Below are 20,121 nucleotides of genomic sequence, written 5' to 3'. Positions count from 1 at the left end.
AAACCCGCCAAACGAAACGACGAAGCACCCCTTTCTGCCCTGCGCACCGTCCTTAAAACACAGGCCATCGCCCTGACACCGGGTATCAACCAGATCAGCAATCCGCCCCCAGCTGATTCCCACCTGGAATACTACTTCATTCCCATGCAGTATATGAAGCAGTACCAAGCCTACAACCGGCCGGGTAAGCCCCTGAAAAACCTGAAACTCATTAATTATGAGAAACCCGCCATTTCCCTGTCTTTCTTTTTCAAGCATAAGTATTCCATTGAACGGGCCGTCACCCATGGTGATGTCGTGCAGCACATCAAGAATTACCGGGACGAATTATTGAACTTGTCCTTAATGCAGCAGCTTAGCGTGGGCCAGCTTAAAGAACTTCAACAAACGGACGAACTATTACGCACCATTCGGGAAGAGCCCGATGCTTACCAGGCCTGCTTTTCTAATTATCACCACAAGTATTACTACTGGTATTGCACCTACCGCTATTTTGATGATCTGGCTACGATGAAAACCACCACCTCCAGTGAACATTTGCTCAAGCATACCGAGCGGGTAGGCCATGAGGTACATGAACGGCTAAACATCATTTTCATTGATCCCGAATACATCAATGAATCGGTGCCACATGATCACAAATTGATCGATCGGGAGTTAAAAACGTTTCCTATTCAACTCCGGCAGGGAATTACCACGCTATATCTTCGGGAAATTTAAGACCACGCAGGAGTCAGGAAACGAGTAACATACGCTTTTACACCTGTTAATGATGGACTAACCATGCCCGAGTTTTTGACCTACTTCCTGAGCCACATGCCCTCCCGTGATGAGTGGTTGGCCTTTCTGTTGGTAAACATCGTAGCCTACCTGGCCGCCAGAAATTCGGTGCTTCGCCGGGAACGACGGACTGAAAAGAAAACTTATAGCGAGCAGATAGCGCGGCTGGAGACTGAGCGAATACGACACATTCAATTTTTACAGGAGCAGGAGCAACTGGTCAAGGAGCACCGGGCAATGATTCAACAGCAGGCCAATCAACTGGATAAGTTAAACCAGCATCTGTATGCCCTCAGGCAGCTCCATCTCAACTAATGTAAACGCTGAGGTCAGGACTCCGTTCATGCATAAAGGAATCCAACGGCCGTTCGGCCGTTCATCCTCCATGAGGGTTACCATCTACCTGGTAGGTAAGCCTTAAAGCTTAGCAGCCTGGATCTTAGCCGTTCGCAGCATTTCCTCGGCTACGGCTGTCGCTTCCTCGTACCCATGCCGCTCTAACGTCACGACATAGCGCTCATAGCGGGTGATTACACTGGCTACATTAAAGCTTTCCCGCCGTAGTTGCAGCGCGTGGTAGTCAGCGGGCAGGATGGAAACTAGTATGGGAGACAGCTCAACAGATACTAAGGGACCATTGGCCGGAAACGCGATGGTATCCACAAAAACCAGCCGGCCAACGGCCAGCGCATTCAGGGCAATTTCTCTCTCTGTCATCGTATGTAGTAACGAAAAGAGCGTAGCCGATGTGATGTCTTTTATATGTTATTTGTATTATATATAACAAATAAGTATTATAGCGGTTTGATGCCGTATGCATCAACCGCCTATGATTGATACCCCGGACCGCATCCCACCCGAAAATATCTACCTGGTTAACGCCGCCCGGCGCAGGCGACTGCCGTTTTATGAGTCATTAGTTCCCGCCGGATTTGCCTCTCCCGCCGAGAATTACATCCGCGAAAAGCTGAGTCTGGACGAGTTGTGCGTGGCCCATCCCGACTGTACGTACTTTGTCAAGGCAGTAGGGGAGAGCATGATCCCCGACTACATCTATCCCGGTTCAATTCTGGTCGTGGATTCAGCCATGCCGGTTCTATCGGGCAGCGTGGTGGTGGCCTGGGTCAACGGGGAGTGTTGCGTGAAGCGGTTTGTTCGCAAAGGGCACATGATCATGCTCGAATCCAGCAATGAGCAGTACCCGCCGATCTACGTCCATATTGGCCGTGATCAGTTTCGTTCGTTGGGCGTGGTTCGCTACATTGTCTCCAAACCACCTAAGTATGTACGGCCTCGTTGATGGTAATAATTTTTACTGTTCAGCCCACCGCAGCTTTGACCCTACATTAGAGGGAAAGCCCATTGTTGTGCTCTCTAACCGCGATGGTAACATCGTGGCCAGATCCAACGAAGCGAAGGCTTTGGGGATAAAAATGGGGCAACCTTTCTTTGAAACCAGGGAACTCCGTGAGCAGCATGATATCGTCGTGTTCTCCTCTGCGTATGAGCTTTACGGTGACACGTCGTCAAGACTCATGAGCGTTTTGACCCAGTTTGCGCCTGATGTGGAGGTGTATTCGATTGATGAAGCGTTTCTATGGATTGAGGAATACAGGGGCACGTACCCAACCTATCAGGACTTAGGGATAGCTATAAGGGAGAAGGTTGACCAGTGGCTCAGGCTCCCCGTTTGCGTGGGCTTTGGACCAACCAAGACCCTGGCCAAGCTAGCCAACCGACTGGCCAAGAAAACGCCGGAGCTAAACGGGGTGTGCGTACTGGATACCCCTGAAGCCATTACGGAGGCACTAGCTGAGTTTCCGGTAAAAGATCTTTGGGGTGTAGGCAGTCGCTATGCGGCTAAACTCAAACAACACGACATCACTACGGCCGCCCAACTTCGGCAGGTGCCCGATGACTGGATTAATAGCCTGATGACGGTGAACGGATTGCGTATGGTGCATGAACTGCGGGGCTTTCCCTGCAAAATGCTGGAGGTAAGCCCACCGGCCAGGAAAACAATCTGTACGGCTCCTGGCTTTGGCAAACTCATTCCGGACCTGGCCACCATTGCCGACGCCCTGACTACCCATTTATGCCGCTGCTGTGAGAAGCTACGCAAACAAGATTCATTATGCGGAGCGATTACCGTGTTTCTACACACCGATCGATTCCGCAAAACACCCGGCAACGGGCTACCCTCCAGGCAGTACGCGGGTAGCATCACGCTTACCTTACCTCATCCCACCAATTCAACCACGGAGCTACTTACATACGCTGAATCGGGGCTTAAAGCCATCTTTCGCTTTGGTTATAACTACCTCAAGGTGGGCATCATGCTATCGGATTTAGTGCCCGGGGATTACCGGCAAAAGGGCGTATTCGTAGACGGTCCGAATGAGAAGCTACTGGCCCTATCGTCCGTCGTTGACAAGGTAAACCGGCGATATGGCCAGGATAAGCTTAGGCTGGCTTCTCAGCAGTACAATCCCGATTGGCCTATGAAGCAGCAGTATCTCAGCAAGCGGTATACGACGCGCTGGGAAGATATACTGGAAGCAAAGTAGGCTCACGTCAGTCAAGTCATGAATCGAGTCATTGGTCAGGGCGATCGGGTATTGGTCACCCCCATAAAAAACGGGATAGCCCGTAAAGCCTATAAAGCCACCGTGGTTGGGTGGATGTCATCGGGAAAATTGAAAGTACAACCCGATGGAGATAAACGCCAGCGCTCGAAACTGGTCAACCCTGACGATGTGAAGAAGTTGGCTGATAAGAGGGCCTGATAGTCACGGACAAATCAAGGTTGGAAAGGACAGCCAGCACCCTTGATTGGAATCCATGCGAAAACCAGAGAACTCCTAAAGATTACCATGACACAAGAACAAAGGCCGTTTGGGGCCGTAAGGTCGCCTTACAAACCGCCCTGAGGGCGTTAGCCGATTTACCGGAAAATAAGCGGGCTATATCGGAATTGAGAGCAGGAATTGACGCCTGTAATACGGAACTCGTTACCGGTACGTATAATCCACCCCTGGTAGTTGATTGAATGAACCGTTACAAAGCCAACCATACGGTTCTGAGTAGTCAATTAGCCTGGCTCGCTCGCTGCGGAATAGGCCAGCCGCAGCGGGCGGGGTCAGTCGTGTTGATAGGGCCAGGCCAGGCATACTCGAAAAGCGTCTTATAGAGATGTCTTTTTAGCCACCTGCGTGGCTATTTTTGTGGTTGACAACAGCCAGGATCAGCCACTTAGCAGGCCAACCGAAATCGATGCAATCATACTCAACCCCCAAAGACATTGTTCGCGTAGAGCGAATGAATAAAACCTTTACCAAATATCACTTGGGCGATGGCCGGGTGCTGCACCATTTTAGGGCGGCCAATGACGAACTGTTTCATGACCACCCGTGGCCCTTTCGCACGACCATTTTATCCGGCGGTTACGTGGAGATGGTGGCCGATCTAAAAGACGACGGGACGTTGGCCCTGAGAAGGCACAAGCGCTTACCGGGGACAACGCATACGGTACCGGCTGGAACGATCCACAAGCTGAGTCACCTGCTGAAAGGAGACTGCTGGACAATCATTGAGCCAGGCCAGCATGAGCGTAAGTCAGGCTTCTATAAGGCGGATGCGGCTGGCGTCTGGCACCGGTTCTGGAACCAGCGGAAATGGCGGTTGATGCTGGCTGTACCAAATCCAGACTAAAAGCACCATCTCCCTAAATGAGCGAATTGTGAGACAGTGATTTTCCACTGACTATCGAACGCCATCAGTAGCATACGGTCGGCTAATCGAGTCACCTCATGACTAAACGACGGTCTTCACTAAATAATTTTACCATATGGTGAAACTATTTAGTGAAGACCGTCGTTTACTGTACATGAAGCCAGTTGAACCGACCGAAACCGAACAGCGAATTAAAGAGGCCGCTAAGCAAATATTCCTCCGAAGGGGCTTCGATGGTGCACGCATGCAAGATATTGCTGACCTAGCGGGCGTAGATAAGGCATTGGTTCACTACTACTTCCGCTCAAAGGATAAGCTCTTTGCCCTAACCTTTGACGAGATAGCCGGACGTTTTCTGGGCCAGATTGGTCAGGTACTCACCGCTGATGTGCCGTTTGCCGAGAAAATTCGGTTACTGATCCAACAAGACACGTCTATGCCTACGGAATATCCGCTTGTTGCCAATTTCATCATTGCGGAATTAAACCAAAGCCGTTCCCATAGTGAGAGACCACTTACGGTCAAACCGCTCCGCGATGCACACACCCTATTCGTTCAGCAGGTAGACCGCGAAATAAAGGCTGGTACCCTACGCTCACTCAATGCCACTCAACTACTTATAGTGCTGATCTCCCTGAGCTTGTTTCCCTTGGTAGCTCAATCCTTATTGCAAGCCCTTCTGGGTTTGGATGAAGAAGACTATAATGCGATGCTTACCGGGCGGGCTGACGATTTAGCTGATTTTGTGAACCGGGCCATAGCACCCTAATTTTTTTGCCCTAAAATTCACCATTTAGTAAAACTGTTTGGTGAATTGAAGTAGTGGATAGTTAAACCAATTTTTTACTTAAATCGATTTGATAATGATTCCATCAAGTAATCCGGTAAGCATTCACACAGAGACCGCTTACGTCACTGAGATTAATTTTATGCATGTTGAGCCTGATAATCAACAACCTGTTGTTGAGTGTGTTCAACAGGCAGCTCAACAACTCGCTCAGCAGCCGGGACTCGTGTCGGTCAGTATATTCCGCTCTACCGACGGTACCCGCGTGGCTACTTACATCCAGTGGCAGACCGCCGACCAACTCCAATAGGCCCGTGCTCAGCTATCTGGACCCCTGCTGGAAGCGGCCCGTTCCCTAATTGACCCGGATAGTGGCCAGCCCCGGCTGTATGAGGTGGTGTATGCTAACGACCGAAGTGCCCAAGGCGTAACCACCATTTCGGAGGAAAACACGGATACGATTTTTATTAACGAAATCACGACCCAACCCGCTACCCAATCGCGACTGCTTGAACTAGTCATTGCCAACAACGAAGCGCAGTCGTTTCGGACACCGGGATACCGTTCAGCCAACTTTCACAAAAGCGACGATGGAGAACGGGCCGTAAATTATTCACTTTGGGACAGCGAGCAACACCTCATCGACGCGATTACGGCTATGGCCGGTGAAGATGTGAACCTTGACGAAACGATGGCAATTGCTACACCTGACTTTCGATTTTATACCTTGGTGTATACAGTACAAGCTTAAGACAAATTCACCATCAACCGTTCAGTTTAAAATAATCATGAAAACGAAACACACAGTAAGTCAGGCTATTGAGCATTTGCAGAGCAAACTCAGCTTCCAAACGATGAATCAAATTCAGACCATCTTTGGCTTTCACTTCAAGGATATTAATGAGGACTACACCCTTGACGCGCAGAATGAAAACGGACGGGGTTGGTTAAAAGGTAGTCCGGCAATGAACCAGCTAAACGCTACCATTCAGGTTACGCTGACGAGTGAGGATTTTGCCAAACTCGTGTTTGGTGAATTAAACCCCATGGCCGGTATGGCCACGGGTCGCATGTGGCTAAAAGGCGACTTTAAACAGGCGCTAAAGTTGGATCGTTTACTCAAAGGCTGAAGTTGGCCTATTGACCAACCTACAACACCCAGTGCCTAGTCAGTAAGAAGCTGGAGAAGGTACTTGGAGAAGCCACTTCTCATTGACCAGGAACTGGGTTTGTAGAACAGGTCTGATAACTGTTGGCCCGTTTCGCCAAAAGGGTATCTACAAGTACGCCTAGACCGGTTAAAGTCAAAATTCCTAAAGTAACGCGAACTATGGGATTGATGTGCTGATAAACAGCTATTTAAAGTACATATGAGCCGAAAAAGTTAGTTTTGGGTGCTAACCAATCAAAACCTGCCAAATCTCAAACTCATATGCTGACCGAAATCTACCGCAACGGCGGACCGTGTTGATATCGATGACTTTTGCAAAGCTAAGATGCAGTTGATCGCTAAAGCCCTACACCACTGCGGGGCCTATAAGAAGCTCCATCCCAGCCAACTCTCACTCAGTGAAGTGATGACTATTTTGGTGTACTACCATCTGAGTCCCTACAAAAACTTCAAAGCCTACTATACCCGCCACGTTAGTGAGGATCTCAAACGAGACTTCCCAGACCTGATCAGTTATGATCGTTTCGTGGCCCTTATCCCTCGTACCTTGATCCCCCTGATGTTGTATATGGCTTACCGTTGCCAGCGCAGTTTACGAATGGGGATCTACTATATCGATTCAACACCTGTGACTGCTTGCCACCCTAACCGTACCCATCAGCATCAAACCCTGAAGGGTTTTGCCAGTTGGGGAAAAACGTCGGTAGGCTGGTTTTTTGGCCTCAAAGTCCATCTGTTAATCAACCATTTAGGCCAACTTGTCCATGTCCGTATAACCGACGGCAGTACCCATGATGCCAACCCTAAGCTACTTTTTGAGCTAACCCACGATGTGGTGGGTTGGGTATTTGGGGACAAAGGCTATCTACTCAATACGGAAAAACAAGCGTTTGACGAGACGATGGTAGGGCTATTTAAACTGATCCTTTGTACTTTGGCGAACAGTTAACAGGGTGGACAACACCGTTTATACAACTAAGCCTGTTGGCTGTGAAAATGCATGAGCTTCGTTAAACCAAAAGCCTTGAAACCCGGCGATAAAGTCGCAACCATTTCACTTTCCTGGGGAGGAGGGGGCGAGCTACCCCAGCGTTACCAACATGGAAAACGACAGTTAGAAGCGACATTTGGGCTGGAGCTTGTCGAAACAAAACATGCCCTAAAGTCAGCTCAGTGGATTTATGAAAACCCCAGGGCACGCGCTCAGGATCTGATGGAGGCCTTTGCCGACCCATCCATAAAAGCCATTATTTCCATGATTGGTGGAGACGACAGTTGTCGTATCTTACCCTATGTGGATGTCGAGATTATTCGACAAAATCCGAAAATATTTCTGGGCTTTTCCGATAGTACCATCACCCATTTTCTTTGTTTAAAAGCGGGTCTATCCACCTTTTACGGTACGTCCTTACTAGTTGGCTTTGCCGAAAACGGGGGGATGCATCCCTATCAGATTGCCGATATTAAACGAACGCTGTTTTCAGGGGAGGTGATTGGCCAGGTAAAACCCAATGAGATGGGGTGGACATCGGAGCTGCTGGACTGGTCAAACCTGTCTTTACAAAATAGGAGACGAAAATTAGAACCTAATCCAGGATGGAATTTCCTGCAAGGTGAAACAACCGTGCAGGGCCGGTTAATGGGCGGTTGTATGGAGGTGTTAGAATCGCTCAAAGGAACCAAATTTTGGCCCGACAAAGAACTGTGGACCAACTCAATCTTATTTTTTGAAACCTCAGAGGTTAGGCCAGCACCTGACTATTTCCGGTGGTGGCTACGGAATTATGCCCAGCAAGGCATCTTGGCCTGCGCGAATGGGATCCTCTTGGGCAGGCCCGATAATAACGTATATGTGAAGGAGTATAATGCTGAACTCCTAAAGGTGCTCCACGAAGAGGGTTTAACGGCAATGCCTGTTATAACGGAGATGGACTTTGGCCATTCGTGCCCAGTTTTTAGCCTCCCCTACGGGGCCATGGCTCAAATTGACTGTAACTCGAAAACGTTTAGTATAGTCGAAAGCGGTGTCGAAGACTAAATGCCCCATTTTATTGATTCGTGAATAGGAGCACATGACAAGGAGTATATCGTCTCACTTTGGGGACGTTAAACTGGACAGCTGCCTGATCCAGGTTGAGCTTGCCAAGGTGAATTTGTTCCGCGACGGCGGCCCGACACCATTTGGCGCATAGTGAGTTCATGTTGTTGTATGGGTGATAGTCTGATTTGATTCATAAGTTAACCAGTTATTGGTCAACATTTTTCCGAACAAGTCACTGGATGTCAACTTGATGAAACGATTTAGACCGGGGTATAATCCGTCGCAAAAAGAATCCCATGAGGATTTATGTACGTGTCGGCAAAACTATCCAAAGATACGTTTGCCGACACGAGCCTGAAGCCCTCTGAGGAATTTGAAACTTTACAGGTAAAACACGGGATATTGTGAAGCTCTACATCAAACATATGGTAAGTAATTGCTGCAAAACAATTGTAAGAGCAACCCTAAAAGACCTTGGGTTGCATTGTGTAGCGGTCGATCTTGGCGAAATAGAAGTAGAGGGAATTATACCGTTGGAACTGTTGGACCAGTTGAAAATTGCATTATTGAATTCTGGTCATGAACTGATGGACGATAAAAGAAGGGTATTAACCGAAAAAATAAAAGAAACGATCATTGACTTGATACATCATACAGACGAGACTCCCAAAATAAAGAATTCTGATTACATCAGCCGGATACTCGAATATGATTACACTTACCTGGCTAATCTTTTTTCTGAAGTGACGGGTACTACAATTGAGCATTACATCATTGCTCACAAGATTGAGCGGGCAAAAGAATTACTCTTTTATGATGAACTCAATCTCACCCAAATTGCCAGTAAGTTAAACTATAGCAGCGTAGCGCATCTATCCACCCAGTTCAAAAAAGTTACGGGTTTGACGCCTACTCTCTTCAAACAACTTAAACACAATGGACGCATCGCACTCGAAAATGTGGGAATAGTGTAAATCTTATTTATAATTATATAATCTACTGTAAGACTAGAGATGCCACTTTTGTTACGTATTACTTAACTAAGGTCAAAATCTAAGAAAAATGAGAAAAACTTTTCTACTTACATCACTTGGTGTAACTCTATTCGCTCTTGCGACTACGAGTTTCGGACAGACAAAGGCACCTAACCTGCGATCGCTGACCACTTTTGCCTTTTTCACGGCTAACGGAGCGTTTGAGGTCAATGGTGGCGCCACAACGGTAACCGGCGACGTTGGTACTAACGTAGGTGCTTTCAATGGATTTCCGCCGGGGACTTTGATCGGGAACAAACGTTTACCCGGTTCTCCAGAAGCGGTACAGGCAGCCAGCGATGTGCTGGCTGCGTATAACTCAATAACCCCGGTTGCTTGCGATAGAAGTGTAGCTGCTGAATTAGGTGGACAGACGCTTACCCCCGGCGTTTCCTGCCAGAACACCGCATCGCCGACCACTTTAAATGGTACGTTAACGTTAAGTGGGTCAGGTATATTCATCATCAAGCTGAACAGTGCTCTGACAACGGCTACGAACTCCAATATTGTGCTGACCAATGGGGCTACGGCTAATAATGTTTTCTTTCAGGTAAATGGTGCTTTCACGGCCGGGACCAGTTCCAGCTTGCAGGGCACTTTCCTGGTTAACGGTGCTATTGTACTGGCTACGGGGGCTTCTCTTAATGGTAGGGGCCTTTCCATTGGAGGGGCCATAACCTTGAATGCGAATACAGTAACTAATGTGGCAGCACCACTACCCGTATCTTTGGTGTCTTTTACGGCGAAACCGCAGGCTAACCACACGGTCGATATAGCCTGGACTACCTCGCTGGAAACTGATAACAGAGGCTTCGTCGTTGAGCGAAGTAAAGATCTACAATCGTTTGACAAGGTAGGTGAAGTGGGCGAAATTGCGGCCAACAGCAAAGCCTTAAAGACTTACAATCTCACAGACCAGACGCCTTTTACAGGTACCAGCTACTACCGTCTCAAACAGACCGATCTCAACGGCAAAATGACCATCTATCCAGCTGTGTCGGTGGTTCTGCGGGATGAAGTCTACGGGTTATTTCCAAACCCGTCTGTTGGCGATGGGCGGTTTACGCTTCGGGTGGATGAGCCTGAAACGGTAAAACTAGGTTTCTTCAGCGTGGACGGTCGCTCACTTCCTCTTCAGAAGACGGGCATTCAGGCGGGAAATCTCCTGCTGAATACTACCGGCAAACTATCGACGGGAATTTACATTCTCACGGTTGAGGAGCGGGGTCAGATACGTCAGCATCGTTTGGTTGTCGAGTAGGGGTAAACCTGCCTAATTGCTAAATTAACACATCTAAATCTCTCTCCTTATGAAAACAAAGGCAGTACATATACAAATTTCCTCGCCTAAAAAGGCGTATAAGACACCCAAGCTTAAAGTACTGGGCAACGTAAAAAAACTCACCTTGAAAGTCGGGTCAAACGTCGATGGGATGGGCGGTTTCCTATAAGGAATAAACAATAAAGCAAGTAATATCTTGATCGACCTTTCTTCTGGTCGATCAAGATATTTGGTTTTCAGACAAATGAGCAGGTAAGGCCATGAACATTACTTCAAATACCCGTATACAAATAAAGAAGAGCCAGTCCTCATCAGTCCTCGGTACAGAAACCATCGTATTAAATTACGAACTGGGCAACTACTACGAATTGAATGAGATGGGGAGTTTTATCTGGTCACTGTTACAGGCCAACCCGGTATTATCGGTCATGAAACTCAAGGAACGGATGCTTGTTGAGTTTGATGTAGAGGAGTCCGTTTGTCAGGAAGAACTCATGTCGTTTTTGGAAAACCTAATCCATGAAAAGCTTATCGAAACCATCGCGTAGCTTGACAAAACTCTGGTGCCTGAGCTGGGATGAAAGGTGGCTTCTGCTCAGTGTTTTCCTTGTGCTGGCAGCGTATAAGGGGCTACTGGTATTTTTGCCCTTCAGCCGCTTCATGACGACCGACCGGATCTCAACCACTCAGAAAAACTCGACCACTCAGAAAAAACCGCTCTCCGATGAATACATCAACAAACAGATATGGGCGGTTCGGGTGATCAGCGGCTGGATTCCCTTAGGGTTTACGTGTCTGGTTCAGGCACTTGGTGCTAAATGGCTTCTGAAAAGCCACCCCGATATACGGGTGTGCGTTGGGGTGTGTAACAGCAAAACTGAAGGATTCTCAGCCCATGCATGGCTTACTTACCAAAACAGAATTATTCTCTGCGAGCAAACAGATCAGGTGTTTGAGCCGATTTTAGCATGGACTTGACACCGTATCATTACAAAGCGTATGGGTTATCCATCGCGTCTGAGATCCCGCTTCCGCCCCTACCAACAAGTGTACCAACGACTGCCGACCTAACCATTAGGCGCGAACAACTACCGGGGCGTCCACCAGTAGAAGCAACAAAAATATACCGCGCTGGCCTGAATGCCCGATTTGCTCAGCAAGGGCTGGATTATTTGTGGTTGGACTGGTCTCCGCTCATTTCGTTTACGGCCGTAAGTGGCAATGAGTTACTGGTAGATACTACCCAGACCGACGAAGACTTAGTTTCTCTGTTCACCCTCAGCGAAGCACTTGGTTTGATTCTGTTTCAGAAAGGTTATTTTTTGCTGCATGGAAGTGCCGTTCGTATTGGCAGTAAAGGGGTGGTATTTCTGGGTGAACCCGGTGCCGGTAAATCAACTACGGTGGCGGCCTGCGCTCAGAAAGGATATACCGTTATTAGCGATGACATGGTCTGCATTCAGGTGAATGAAACGGGTAACCTCCTGTTGATACCCGCTTTCCCGCAAATCAAAATCTGGCAAAGTACGATTGATGGCTTGCAACTGCACCGGGAGAAAATGGCTCCGGTGCGTGAAGGCGTTGACAAGTTTTCGTGGTATGACTCGATTAAATTCGAAGAGAACGCAGTACCATTGACAGCGATTTTTGTACTGCTCCCCCCCCGTAAGCCGGGCAGCACTACTGATCCGATTCCTGCCAGTCGGGTTCCGGTTGAATTGCTCCATCATTTCCCCCTCGCCGACGCCCTGTTGAAGGGAAAATCGCTGGAAGATTACTTCAAAAAAAGTGTAGCGATCGCGCAAACTATTCCCCTTTTCAGGATGAGCCGCCCCGCTGACTTTGCCGGCCTCCATGAGTTCGTCACGTTCCTGAAATCGAGACTAACATGACTGACATGAAAGTTGCTCGCTCTCCTGAACTGACGTTGCTGTTGATGGCCTGCATGGGCGAACTGTCTACCGAGAAAATGGCACAACTGACGCTGTTCTTACAACAGCATTTGCCTGACTGGGACCGGCTCCTCAAATTGGCGGCTCATCATCGGCTAATCCCATTCCTGTATAGAACATTTCGGGAAACACCCGCTATTCCTACGTCTTTTTTAGCAACTCTCCGTCAGGAATGCCAGACCATTGCAACGGATAACTTACTAAAGCTGCATGAGTATAAGCGGGTTGCCGCGCTGCTGACCAGCCACAACATCGAACATATTTCGTTTAAAGGAATTTATCTGGCCGAACACAGCTATCCACAAAGCAGCCTCCGTCCTATTGGAGATATAGATATTCTGGTGGCGGAGAAAGACCTCTACGAGGCTGTGCGCATTTTAGCCCCCGACGGCTATCAAATGGGCGCGAAATACCAGCCCTATCTACGGCAGGCGGAGCGGGTCATGTTGGATGAATTGCACGAAATTAGTTTGTTTAAGCCCTTTTACGCGACTAGCCGTTTTGACATTGACCTGCACTGGAGGGTTAATTTTTTGCTGAGAGAGATCGACTCATTTCAACTACACGATATACTCTATCCTGACGACCATCTGGTCGAAAACCAGGTTATATTATTGGTCCTTCATCATGGCATCAATAATCTATGGGAACGGATTGGCTACATAAATGACCTCTATTTTATGCTGCGTAGCACCGATATCGATTGGACGTGGCTGCTGGATAAACTGAAACGGTACAAACTGGACATGATTTTTTTTGTGGGTCTGTACTGGTGTAAGAAACTTTGGGGACTTCCAGCACTGCCCTTTGTTCAACCGTTAATGCCTGCCAATCACCTTCATGTACTGGCTGAAGGTTATGAAAGAAAATGGGACGAATACTCGTTGAATTCGTTCAGGCGTATGCTTTTTGATTTTGCAAAGGCACAAACTCTGTTTACAAATAAGTTGACCATCTATGCGGCTTACAGCCGTAGTTTCATCTTTCGCTCCAGTTTAATCAACATAAAAGACCGTCAGCTTTACATTCCCAAGGAATGGGGTTTCACTACGGTATTGATACGGGCGATCCTGGCTCTACGGCGACACCGATAAACAGCCTTCCTCACTGCTAAAAAATCGACGTGTGTGACTTGATTTTTTCCTGTAAAAAAACTTCAGTTCTTCTTGGGCAGCGAACTCAGCCAGAGCGCCAGGTAAATGATCCGGCTTAGTAACCAGTTGTAGCGTGTTTTTTTTCGCACGGGAATGCGTGCATTGAATACCGTCGCTACAATTTTTGAGAATGCATGCCGGTCGATTACCGTCCAAATGGTGTGGCCGGGCGACGCGAATTGCTCATGGGTGGCCTCATAAAGTTGCCGTGCCGCTATGTTCCCGTATTCGACAAAGTTCGCTTTGGTGAGCCGCGACATAATGGCCGGGGGCAGTCTAGTTTGCAGCCCATTTCGAATCAATCCCCGCCCCCGCCCCTGATCGAAGCATACGCGCAAAGGCGTTGCCAACCCTAATTCAACGACCTGTTTATCAAAAAAAGGAAACGAATACTGATGGCCGTAATGAGCACCAATATGATTAAACTGCTCATTGCAAATTACATTGGTCGTGTTGAGAACCGGATCAATCGGAACGTGATAGTCCGACGAAATTTGGGTGGTCAACGCCTTCGTGGATAGCTGCGATCTGGGTGGAACCCGATGCTTAAAATTAGCACTGAATGCGTTGTCTATCAAATTTTTATGAGCTATCTTATCCCGGACACGTTTCGTGCAGTACGCTAGAATAGATGTAGTAGAAAGACCAAGCAATTGGGTCTGGGTACGCGTTTTACTCAGAAACGTACTCAGGGGATGGGCTTTGAATCGCTTTGTTACTTCAGCTCCGATAAGGTACAGGATATACTGCTCCAACTTGGCCTGGTTGCTTAAACTAAGCCAGTCTTCATTTACGTATTGCAGGTTTCGATCTGGGTAGGAGACCAACTGCTGGCAAGCTAACCGTAATGTCTCCCAATCCTGGTCGTCCAGTAGTTGATCCAAATAGTCGAAACCCGTCGTGACAACACTGTCCCCGTCGTGGCCGGTCAGGAGGCAGTCGCAGCCCAGTTGCCGGGCTTCTACGGAAACACTCAGGTGAAAGCTGGAGGGAATGATAAATTGCTCGGGTCGATCGAACAGGGCGTTTATTTTCAGAATCGAATCCAGCACATCCGCCAGGGGGTGTATGGTATGATGTGCTGGATGATACTGATTGATGACTGCGTTCACGTAGGCGGATTCGTCCGTAGATGCCAACCCGGTATCAATAGTAAAGGTGTGCAGCCTGGATCGGTTCTGCTGCCCGAGCAGGTGCTGAGCCACGCAACTAACCGACGACGAGTCCAACCCGCCACTCAGATGAGCGCCAACCCGGGTTTTGCCGCGCATCCGCGCATCGACGGCGGCCGTGAAATAATCGGCAAACAAATCTGAGTAGGCATCTGCACTGCCCAGTTTGCTGTACTGCTCAACGTCTGGCTTCCAGTAGGTCTGCACACGCAAATCCTGGGCATTTACCTGGATATAATGGCCAGGCAGAACGCTGTAAATCGTTTCGTAGAAGGTTTCGGCGCTGTAGGGCACGTAGTCAGTCGCCCAGGTCAGGTATTCCCTAAATTTGTGCTGGTTGGGCGTAACCGTTACCTCCTGAAGGGCGAGCAAGGCTTTGATTTCCGTAGCAAAGGCAAAAAAACGGCCCGGCCTATGCACATAATACAACGGTTTCACGCCCAGACTATCTCTGGCGCAGATAAGCACCTGCTCGTAAGCATCCCACAGAGCCACCGCAAAATCGGCGTTCACGGTATTGAATGACGCCGGTCCGTTTCGACGGTAGTGCGCGGAAAAAGAGGAATTTGTAGCGGTCTCACCGAACACATCGGCATCGGTAGCCGCATAAACGGCCACCGTATTGTCTGCCTCCAAGGTGCCGCCAAAAGCTAGCAGCACCCCCTGCGTGATGGACTGGCTCGTTACCGGGCCCCGGTGCTTAAGCGCGTGGCTGAGAGAGGTGATGTCGTTGGGAGCGACCGCCTGCCCATCAAATCGAATCATTCCTGCGATTCCGTTCATACTAACGTTGATGATGATTAACGCGTTACTGCCGACAGGCAGGGCCGGCAAACTACGACAAACGGACAACCAGGCACCGAGGTCGCGGGCATGATCGGAAAAAGTTCACAAAATAGTCGTCAGGGAAGCAAAAGCGCTAACAACCTGCTATCTTTATTTTCCCTACTGCCCACCAACGTCAATTGATCGTATCTCAATAACCCCTATCCTACGTAAACGCGACCATGGTACGAAAGAATAGTTTATCGGCGGTTCTGCTGCTGGTTCTGTTAGGCCTGTACACTGGTTGTGGCGAGATGGGAAACGATCTTGGTCCCGACGACTCGGCCTATTTCCCCCTGCAAGTTGGCGATTATCGGGTGTATCAGGTTACGCAGGAAAATTACGTGGCCGTTAACTCCGCCGTCAGGAAAACGTATCAGGTGCAGGAAAAAATCAGTAGTTCTAGCAATCAGAATGGTCAGGTCGTCTACCTGATCGAAGAATCGGTCCGGCAAACGGGTCAATCGCCCTGGAAACTCAACAGGATTTATACCGTCTACAAAAATCCCGCGGAGGTGGTCAGTCAGGAAAACAACCTGCCCGTTGTTAAGCTGGCCTTTCCCATCCGGACCACGACTGCCTGGAACCAGAATTCGTACAACGCCAATCCTGATACGCTGCTTCAGTATCAGGATACCGGCCGTTTGTTTGCCGTTGGAACAAGGAGGTTCGAAAACACGGTTTCCGTGGTGGGCTCCAACGACTCCACGCTAGTCAGTCAAAAAAAATACCTCCGGGTATACGCCCCGAATATTGGTTTGGTGTACCGCGAAGACAGGTCGCTGGCCTTTTGTCAATCGTCACCCGCCTGCATTGGCCAGGGAATCACCGAGTCGGGTACGAAACTGACATGGGAACTGGTAGCCGGTAACCGCCTGCCTTAATCCCGCCAGATCACCTTCCCCCGGCGGGTTTCGGACCGGCCGTCGCTCCAGAGTAGCCGCAGGCTGTACACATAAAGTCCCGGCGTTCCGGCCTGCCACAGAAATGAATTTTTTCCAACGCCCACGGGAAAGGCATCGTCGAAGACGGACACCCCCAATAGGTTGTGTATCAGTAGTCTGGCCCGAGTTGGCAACTCCTGTACCGGCAGGTCTAACTCAAACCGAACATAGGTAGTAGCCGGGTTGGGGTAGGTTCGAAACGTAATTGGCTCATCCGTACCGATTACCTGAAGGTCAAGCGTGTAGGGAGGCAGGGTTCGGTTGCCAGCCGCATCTTTTCCAAAAACGATGAGTGTATAGGCGACCCCTGCCGCAAGGCTCAACGAGGTCGTAACCTGGAGTTGATTGGCGGATACTGAAACGATTGTCAGTGATTGGGGCGAAATCCGTTGTGGTGCGCACGTATCGCAGGTTGCAAGATACACATCAACAGCGTTGATATCCCCGGCCGACAACGGATTCTCGTCAGTCAGGTAAGCTGTTATGCTAATTTTCTTGTCAACAAGTGCCCCATTAGCTTTCACCTCCCCGTTGATTAATACCGAAAGCGCTGGACTGACTACATCCGGCAGTGCATTCAGCGGATAACTGCTGCTTGCACCAGCCTTGCTCCAGTCAATCAGCAGCGTCGCGCTATTATTATCCCGGCTTAATTCGGTGATTTGCCGGTCGGGGTCAATAAAAACCTCGATCTTCTGCAGTGTTTCGTCCCTTGGCAGGGTGTAAACGAGCGTATCCTGGTATCGGAATGCGTCGAACCGTACGGTATTGCTGGTCAGGCTTTTGCCAGTCGCCCTGACGGACAGCGAAATGGACTGCGGCACGAATCGTCCCAGATTAGCCAGCGGGATAACGACCCGGATCGAATCGCTGTTTTTGAGGGTACTGCCAGCTACCGAAGCCTGAATGTACAACCCGTTCTGATCGACTGAAAAGTCGGGGTTGGGCAAGGGGTACAGGCTCAGGGCGGGGTCTCCCTGCAGGATCATTTGCAACAGCACTGCTATATCGAACGCCCCGACTCCGTTTTTTTCAAGGGCCGCGTTAACCTGCTGCTGCACACTGCCGAACGCCATGCCGAGGGTGATTGGGTTGGCAAATAACGCACTGTATAATTCCGTTAGATACCGGGCCGTTGGTGCTTCGTAGCTGTAATACGAGTGGGCCAGCACCACCGCCGAGCCTTTGTCAGGCGCCAGGAGCCAATCGGTCGACAGGGTGTTAAACCGGGAAAAAATCTCCCCCACTCCGCAGCCGTTAAAAATCATAAGCGGGTAAAAGGGGTTGCGAAACCCGTTCTGTGGGGGCGACGCAAATCCAAAGTTCATGTCGGTAATGGCCGGACCGGCATGGCCAAAGAACGTAATAAGGCTAACCCCTTCGTTCACAATGGGCGCTATATTCACCGGCTCGATCACCTCATAGGGGTTGCTTTTGCTGAACGAAGCGACCTCACCTCCCAGCAGTCCCCCGGTAAAGATATCGCCCAAGTCACTCATCGTGGCCCGCAGGCTCTGCGCTTCGTCTTCGCTTTTGCCCCCGCTGATGTGGATGATTTTCTTACGCCACAAGCCGTTCGGCGTGGCACTTTCGAGCCGTTTCACTTTTGTTAGATACGTGAAGACCTGCTCGTTGGTCGTTACGTTTAGTCGGCCCGTCGGAATAGCGGGCGTATTGGGCGCCTGACCGCTCAGACCTGCCGACAGCAGAATGTCGGACCCCGGATAGCCGATCGTCGGGACCAGGTCATCGGCGGCCGTTTTGACATTGTACGGATAACTATCCGCTTTCCCAATCAGCAGCATATTTTTTACGGCCGTAGTCGTGAGCATGAAGTCTGCAAAACGCCGGAGTGCCAGCGGACTGCGTTCCCCGTAATTGAAAGCATCGTACAGCGAGTCGGCCTCGACGACGAGTACGGTATGCCCTCCGCCGGGAGCGGAAGCGCGGTAGTCGGCATACGCCATGGCCGACTGCCGGAGCGACGCGTGCGTAACGATCAGGTAATCGATTAATTTCGGAAACGTAGCCTGAAACCGGATCGGTTGAACAGCCACCGGTTTAAGCCATTGATTCGTCAGCAGAATGTCACGGTTCCGAGTCATGTCATCCACCACCACCTGCGTCAGGCCGTCACGAGCCTGCGTGGTCAGGTACCGGCAGTTGAGTCGGTCGGTGATGTCATAGGCGATTGATGCCGCAGGCACATGCTGCACGGCAAGCAAGGCCGTCTGAAGCGGGTTGGCAGGTACATGAAACACTTTCGTCGCCTGACCGGCCATGTCGAGCGCCTGCGGATACGACACGTTTACGTACGTGATGGAAAACTGGTTAGTACCGCCGTTTTTCTCCGGTCTGAAACGCAGTGTCAATTGATCGTTCTGGATGGTTTCTGGCGCGATGATAACCTGGAAGGACTGGCTCAAAAATCCAGGAAAGGCCAGCGAGGCCAACGGCTGCGTACTCGCGTCCAACTGCACCTGAATTCGATGGAAATTATTATCGCGGCCATTCACCATGCCCGCCACCCTGACCGGCTGATCGACCGCTACCCGGCCTGCCAGTTTGATTGGAACCACGCCGACTGAATCTGCCGTCAGTATTGGACCGGACCAGCCTTCGCCCGGCTCAAAATAACTCTGCTGAAGAAAAGGCTCAATACCTTTCAGGTTGTTAAAGGTGTATTCGCTGGTAAAGGCCTGCACCGTTTCCTGAACGTGAAATCTTTCGGGACTGAGGTTTGTCGCGGGGATGTTTAGCTCAGGAATGCGCTTGCCAATCTGCGCCGGATTGGTCGTTAGGAAATAGGCCGATTTGTCCGAAAATAGGGTCTGATAGGGGTGCAATCGTTTCTGGGGACGGTACAGCAGCGAGTCCCGACTGCCATCGTTGCTTTCTCCGTAAAACTCAATATAGTCCTGATTGCCAAAAACACCGTCCTGCTGCCCTACAATCCGAATCGCTACCTCTTTTCCCCTGAAAAAGACTTGCCAGTTGACTGGATTTGTCTGAAGAAAAGTCGCGTCGGCTTTATTGATATCCTCCACATTCAGGCGGTAAATACCCGTCTGATTGACCGACAGTTTCAGGTACTGTGCGCCGGGAGTAATCCATTCGTTGCCAAACCCGGTTTGAGCATTAAGGGTCAGAGCATTGACAAAAAACCAGGCAGTGAGTAACCCTTTTTTCATAACGGAGTAAGCTTTTAATGAGTTTTGGCCTGTCATAAGACGACTTGCTAAACAAA

23 protein-coding genes are annotated in these 20,121 nt (G+C 49.6%); 20 read left to right on the top strand and 3 right to left on the bottom strand.

What is annotated here, in order from left to right:
- Together B157_RS39180 and B157_RS0130220 are read left to right on the top strand one after the other, a co-directional pair.
- Nucleotides 1-720 (top strand): hypothetical protein (locus B157_RS39180; RefSeq protein ID WP_026308603.1); only part of this gene is annotated, 720 nt, incomplete at its 5' end.
- 63 nt (nucleotides 721-783) lie between these two features.
- Complete coding sequence (locus B157_RS0130220) at nucleotides 784-1,095, top strand: hypothetical protein (protein ID WP_041952349.1); 312 nt, start codon at nucleotides 784-786, stop codon at nucleotides 1,093-1,095.
- 102 nt (nucleotides 1,096-1,197) lie between these two features.
- On the opposite strand, the gene B157_RS0130215 is transcribed toward B157_RS0130220, so the two are convergent.
- Complete coding sequence (locus B157_RS0130215) at nucleotides 1,198-1,497, bottom strand: hypothetical protein (protein WP_020607041.1); 300 nt, start codon at nucleotides 1,495-1,497, stop codon at nucleotides 1,198-1,200.
- Nucleotides 1,498-1,609: 112 nt separating this feature from the next.
- Between B157_RS0130215 and B157_RS0130210 the strand changes: the two genes are divergently transcribed.
- The 17 genes from B157_RS0130210 (at nucleotide 1,610) to B157_RS0130125 (ending at nucleotide 13,873) form a co-directional block, all read left to right on the top strand.
- On the top strand, nucleotides 1,610-2,080 hold the full coding sequence (locus B157_RS0130210; RefSeq protein WP_020607040.1) for a LexA family protein: 471 nt from the start codon (nucleotides 1,610-1,612) through the stop codon (nucleotides 2,078-2,080).
- The gene (locus B157_RS0130205) at nucleotides 2,064-3,347 is read left to right on the top strand and encodes a Y-family DNA polymerase (protein WP_020607039.1); all 1,284 of its coding nucleotides are present in this window, start codon (nucleotides 2,064-2,066) and stop codon (nucleotides 3,345-3,347) included. Before B157_RS0130210 ends, B157_RS0130205 begins: the two co-directional genes overlap by 17 nt.
- 18 nt (nucleotides 3,348-3,365) lie before the next feature.
- The gene (locus B157_RS0130200; protein ID WP_020607038.1) at nucleotides 3,366-3,566 is read left to right on the top strand and encodes a hypothetical protein; all 201 of its coding nucleotides are present in this window, start codon (nucleotides 3,366-3,368) and stop codon (nucleotides 3,564-3,566) included.
- A gap of 487 nt (nucleotides 3,567-4,053) precedes the next feature.
- Nucleotides 4,054-4,491 (top strand): hypothetical protein, encoded by a 438-nt coding sequence (locus B157_RS0130195; protein ID WP_157618637.1) that lies wholly within the window; start codon nucleotides 4,054-4,056, stop codon nucleotides 4,489-4,491.
- A gap of 136 nt (nucleotides 4,492-4,627) precedes the next feature.
- Nucleotides 4,628-5,281, top strand: a complete 654-nt coding sequence (locus B157_RS0130190) for a TetR/AcrR family transcriptional regulator (protein WP_020607036.1) — start codon at nucleotides 4,628-4,630, stop codon at nucleotides 5,279-5,281.
- 94 nt (nucleotides 5,282-5,375) lie between these two features.
- Nucleotides 5,376-5,609: an antibiotic biosynthesis monooxygenase gene (locus B157_RS36310; protein ID WP_020607035.1), complete on the top strand. Its 234-nt coding sequence runs from the start codon at nucleotides 5,376-5,378 to the stop codon at nucleotides 5,607-5,609.
- Between the two features lie 87 nt (nucleotides 5,610-5,696).
- Complete coding sequence (locus B157_RS36305; protein ID WP_169521809.1) at nucleotides 5,697-6,050, top strand: antibiotic biosynthesis monooxygenase; 354 nt, start codon at nucleotides 5,697-5,699, stop codon at nucleotides 6,048-6,050.
- 37 nt (nucleotides 6,051-6,087) lie between these two features.
- Complete coding sequence (locus tag B157_RS0130175; protein WP_020607033.1) at nucleotides 6,088-6,429, top strand: SCP2 sterol-binding domain-containing protein; 342 nt, start codon at nucleotides 6,088-6,090, stop codon at nucleotides 6,427-6,429.
- Nucleotides 6,430-6,795: 366 nt separating this feature from the next.
- A complete protein-coding gene (locus tag B157_RS36300) occupies nucleotides 6,796-7,419 on the top strand; it encodes an IS982 family transposase (protein ID WP_084761889.1) in 624 nt (207 codons plus the stop codon).
- 75 nt (nucleotides 7,420-7,494) lie between these two features.
- A complete protein-coding gene (locus B157_RS0130165; RefSeq protein WP_211225028.1) occupies nucleotides 7,495-8,508 on the top strand; it encodes a S66 family peptidase in 1,014 nt (337 codons plus the stop codon).
- A 407-nt stretch (nucleotides 8,509-8,915) separates the two neighbouring features.
- Nucleotides 8,916-9,485: a helix-turn-helix domain-containing protein gene (locus B157_RS0130155; protein ID WP_020607029.1), complete on the top strand. Its 570-nt coding sequence runs from the start codon at nucleotides 8,916-8,918 to the stop codon at nucleotides 9,483-9,485.
- Nucleotides 9,486-9,573: 88 nt separating this feature from the next.
- The gene (locus tag B157_RS0130150) at nucleotides 9,574-10,806 is read left to right on the top strand and encodes an ice-binding family protein (protein ID WP_020607028.1); all 1,233 of its coding nucleotides are present in this window, start codon (nucleotides 9,574-9,576) and stop codon (nucleotides 10,804-10,806) included.
- 49 nt (nucleotides 10,807-10,855) lie between these two features.
- Nucleotides 10,856-10,996: a hypothetical protein gene (locus B157_RS39175; protein WP_020607027.1), complete on the top strand. Its 141-nt coding sequence runs from the start codon at nucleotides 10,856-10,858 to the stop codon at nucleotides 10,994-10,996.
- A gap of 91 nt (nucleotides 10,997-11,087) precedes the next feature.
- Nucleotides 11,088-11,375 (top strand): PqqD family peptide modification chaperone, encoded by a 288-nt coding sequence (locus tag B157_RS0130140; protein WP_020607026.1) that lies wholly within the window; start codon nucleotides 11,088-11,090, stop codon nucleotides 11,373-11,375.
- A gap of 1 nt (nucleotide 11,376) precedes the next feature.
- Entirely contained in the window at nucleotides 11,377-11,805 is a 429-nt protein-coding gene (locus B157_RS0130135) for a lasso peptide biosynthesis B2 protein (RefSeq protein ID WP_020607025.1), read from the top strand.
- Complete coding sequence (locus B157_RS0130130; RefSeq protein WP_020607024.1) at nucleotides 11,796-12,719, top strand: phosphoenolpyruvate carboxykinase (ATP); 924 nt, start codon at nucleotides 11,796-11,798, stop codon at nucleotides 12,717-12,719. The genes B157_RS0130135 and B157_RS0130130 overlap by 10 nt, the downstream gene beginning before the upstream one ends.
- Nucleotides 12,720-12,724: 5 nt before the next feature.
- Nucleotides 12,725-13,873 carry a nucleotidyltransferase domain-containing protein gene (locus B157_RS0130125; RefSeq protein WP_041952351.1) on the top strand — a complete coding sequence of 383 codons (1,149 nt, stop codon included), beginning with the start codon at nucleotides 12,725-12,727 and terminating at the stop codon, nucleotides 13,871-13,873.
- A 62-nt stretch (nucleotides 13,874-13,935) separates the two neighbouring features.
- On the opposite strand, the gene B157_RS0130120 is transcribed toward B157_RS0130125, so the two are convergent.
- Complete coding sequence (locus tag B157_RS0130120; protein WP_026309068.1) at nucleotides 13,936-15,888, bottom strand: asparagine synthetase B family protein; 1,953 nt, start codon at nucleotides 15,886-15,888, stop codon at nucleotides 13,936-13,938.
- A 224-nt stretch (nucleotides 15,889-16,112) separates the two neighbouring features.
- On the opposite strand from B157_RS0130120, the gene B157_RS0130115 reads away from it, so the two are divergent.
- Complete coding sequence (locus B157_RS0130115) at nucleotides 16,113-16,814, top strand: hypothetical protein (protein WP_020607021.1); 702 nt, start codon at nucleotides 16,113-16,115, stop codon at nucleotides 16,812-16,814.
- Here the strand turns inward: B157_RS0130115 and porU2 are convergent.
- The gene (gene porU2, locus B157_RS0130110) at nucleotides 16,811-20,065 is read right to left on the bottom strand and encodes a putative type IX secretion system sortase PorU2 (RefSeq protein ID WP_020607020.1); all 3,255 of its coding nucleotides are present in this window, start codon (nucleotides 20,063-20,065) and stop codon (nucleotides 16,811-16,813) included. The two genes, B157_RS0130115 and porU2, sit on opposite strands and share 4 nt — an antisense overlap.
- Nucleotides 20,066-20,121: the final 56 nt, after the last annotated feature.

Origin of the sequence: Spirosoma spitsbergense DSM 19989, assembly GCF_000374085.1 — a bacterium.
Classification (GTDB): domain Bacteria; phylum Bacteroidota; class Bacteroidia; order Cytophagales; family Spirosomataceae; genus Spirosoma; species Spirosoma spitsbergense.
This window is presented reverse-complemented; position numbering and strand designations above follow the sequence as displayed.

Coding starts and splice junctions, on each gene's coding strand:
- B157_RS0130220 (WP_041952349.1), top strand. CDS start 784: ATGCCCGAGTTTTTGACCTACTTCCTGAGCCACATGCCCTCCCGTGAT.
- B157_RS0130215 (WP_020607041.1), bottom strand. CDS start 1,497: ATGACAGAGAGAGAAATTGCCCTGAATGCGCTGGCCGTTGGCCGGCTG.
- B157_RS0130210 (WP_020607040.1), top strand. CDS start 1,610: ATGATTGATACCCCGGACCGCATCCCACCCGAAAATATCTACCTGGTT.
- B157_RS0130205 (WP_020607039.1), top strand. CDS start 2,064: ATGTACGGCCTCGTTGATGGTAATAATTTTTACTGTTCAGCCCACCGC.
- B157_RS0130200 (WP_020607038.1), top strand. CDS start 3,366: ATGAATCGAGTCATTGGTCAGGGCGATCGGGTATTGGTCACCCCCATA.
- B157_RS0130195 (WP_157618637.1), top strand. CDS start 4,054: ATGCAATCATACTCAACCCCCAAAGACATTGTTCGCGTAGAGCGAATG.
- B157_RS0130190 (WP_020607036.1), top strand. CDS start 4,628: ATGGTGAAACTATTTAGTGAAGACCGTCGTTTACTGTACATGAAGCCA.
- B157_RS36310 (WP_020607035.1), top strand. CDS start 5,376: ATGATTCCATCAAGTAATCCGGTAAGCATTCACACAGAGACCGCTTAC.
- B157_RS0130175 (WP_020607033.1), top strand. CDS start 6,088: ATGAAAACGAAACACACAGTAAGTCAGGCTATTGAGCATTTGCAGAGC.
- B157_RS36300 (WP_084761889.1), top strand. CDS start 6,796: ATGCAGTTGATCGCTAAAGCCCTACACCACTGCGGGGCCTATAAGAAG.
- B157_RS0130150 (WP_020607028.1), top strand. CDS start 9,574: ATGAGAAAAACTTTTCTACTTACATCACTTGGTGTAACTCTATTCGCT.
- B157_RS39175 (WP_020607027.1), top strand. CDS start 10,856: ATGAAAACAAAGGCAGTACATATACAAATTTCCTCGCCTAAAAAGGCG.
- B157_RS0130140 (WP_020607026.1), top strand. CDS start 11,088: ATGAACATTACTTCAAATACCCGTATACAAATAAAGAAGAGCCAGTCC.
- B157_RS0130130 (WP_020607024.1), top strand. CDS start 11,796: ATGGACTTGACACCGTATCATTACAAAGCGTATGGGTTATCCATCGCG.
- B157_RS0130125 (WP_041952351.1), top strand. CDS start 12,725: ATGAAAGTTGCTCGCTCTCCTGAACTGACGTTGCTGTTGATGGCCTGC.
- B157_RS0130120 (WP_026309068.1), bottom strand. CDS start 15,888: ATGAACGGAATCGCAGGAATGATTCGATTTGATGGGCAGGCGGTCGCT.
- B157_RS0130115 (WP_020607021.1), top strand. CDS start 16,113: ATGGTACGAAAGAATAGTTTATCGGCGGTTCTGCTGCTGGTTCTGTTA.
- porU2 (WP_020607020.1), bottom strand. CDS start 20,065: ATGAAAAAAGGGTTACTCACTGCCTGGTTTTTTGTCAATGCTCTGACC.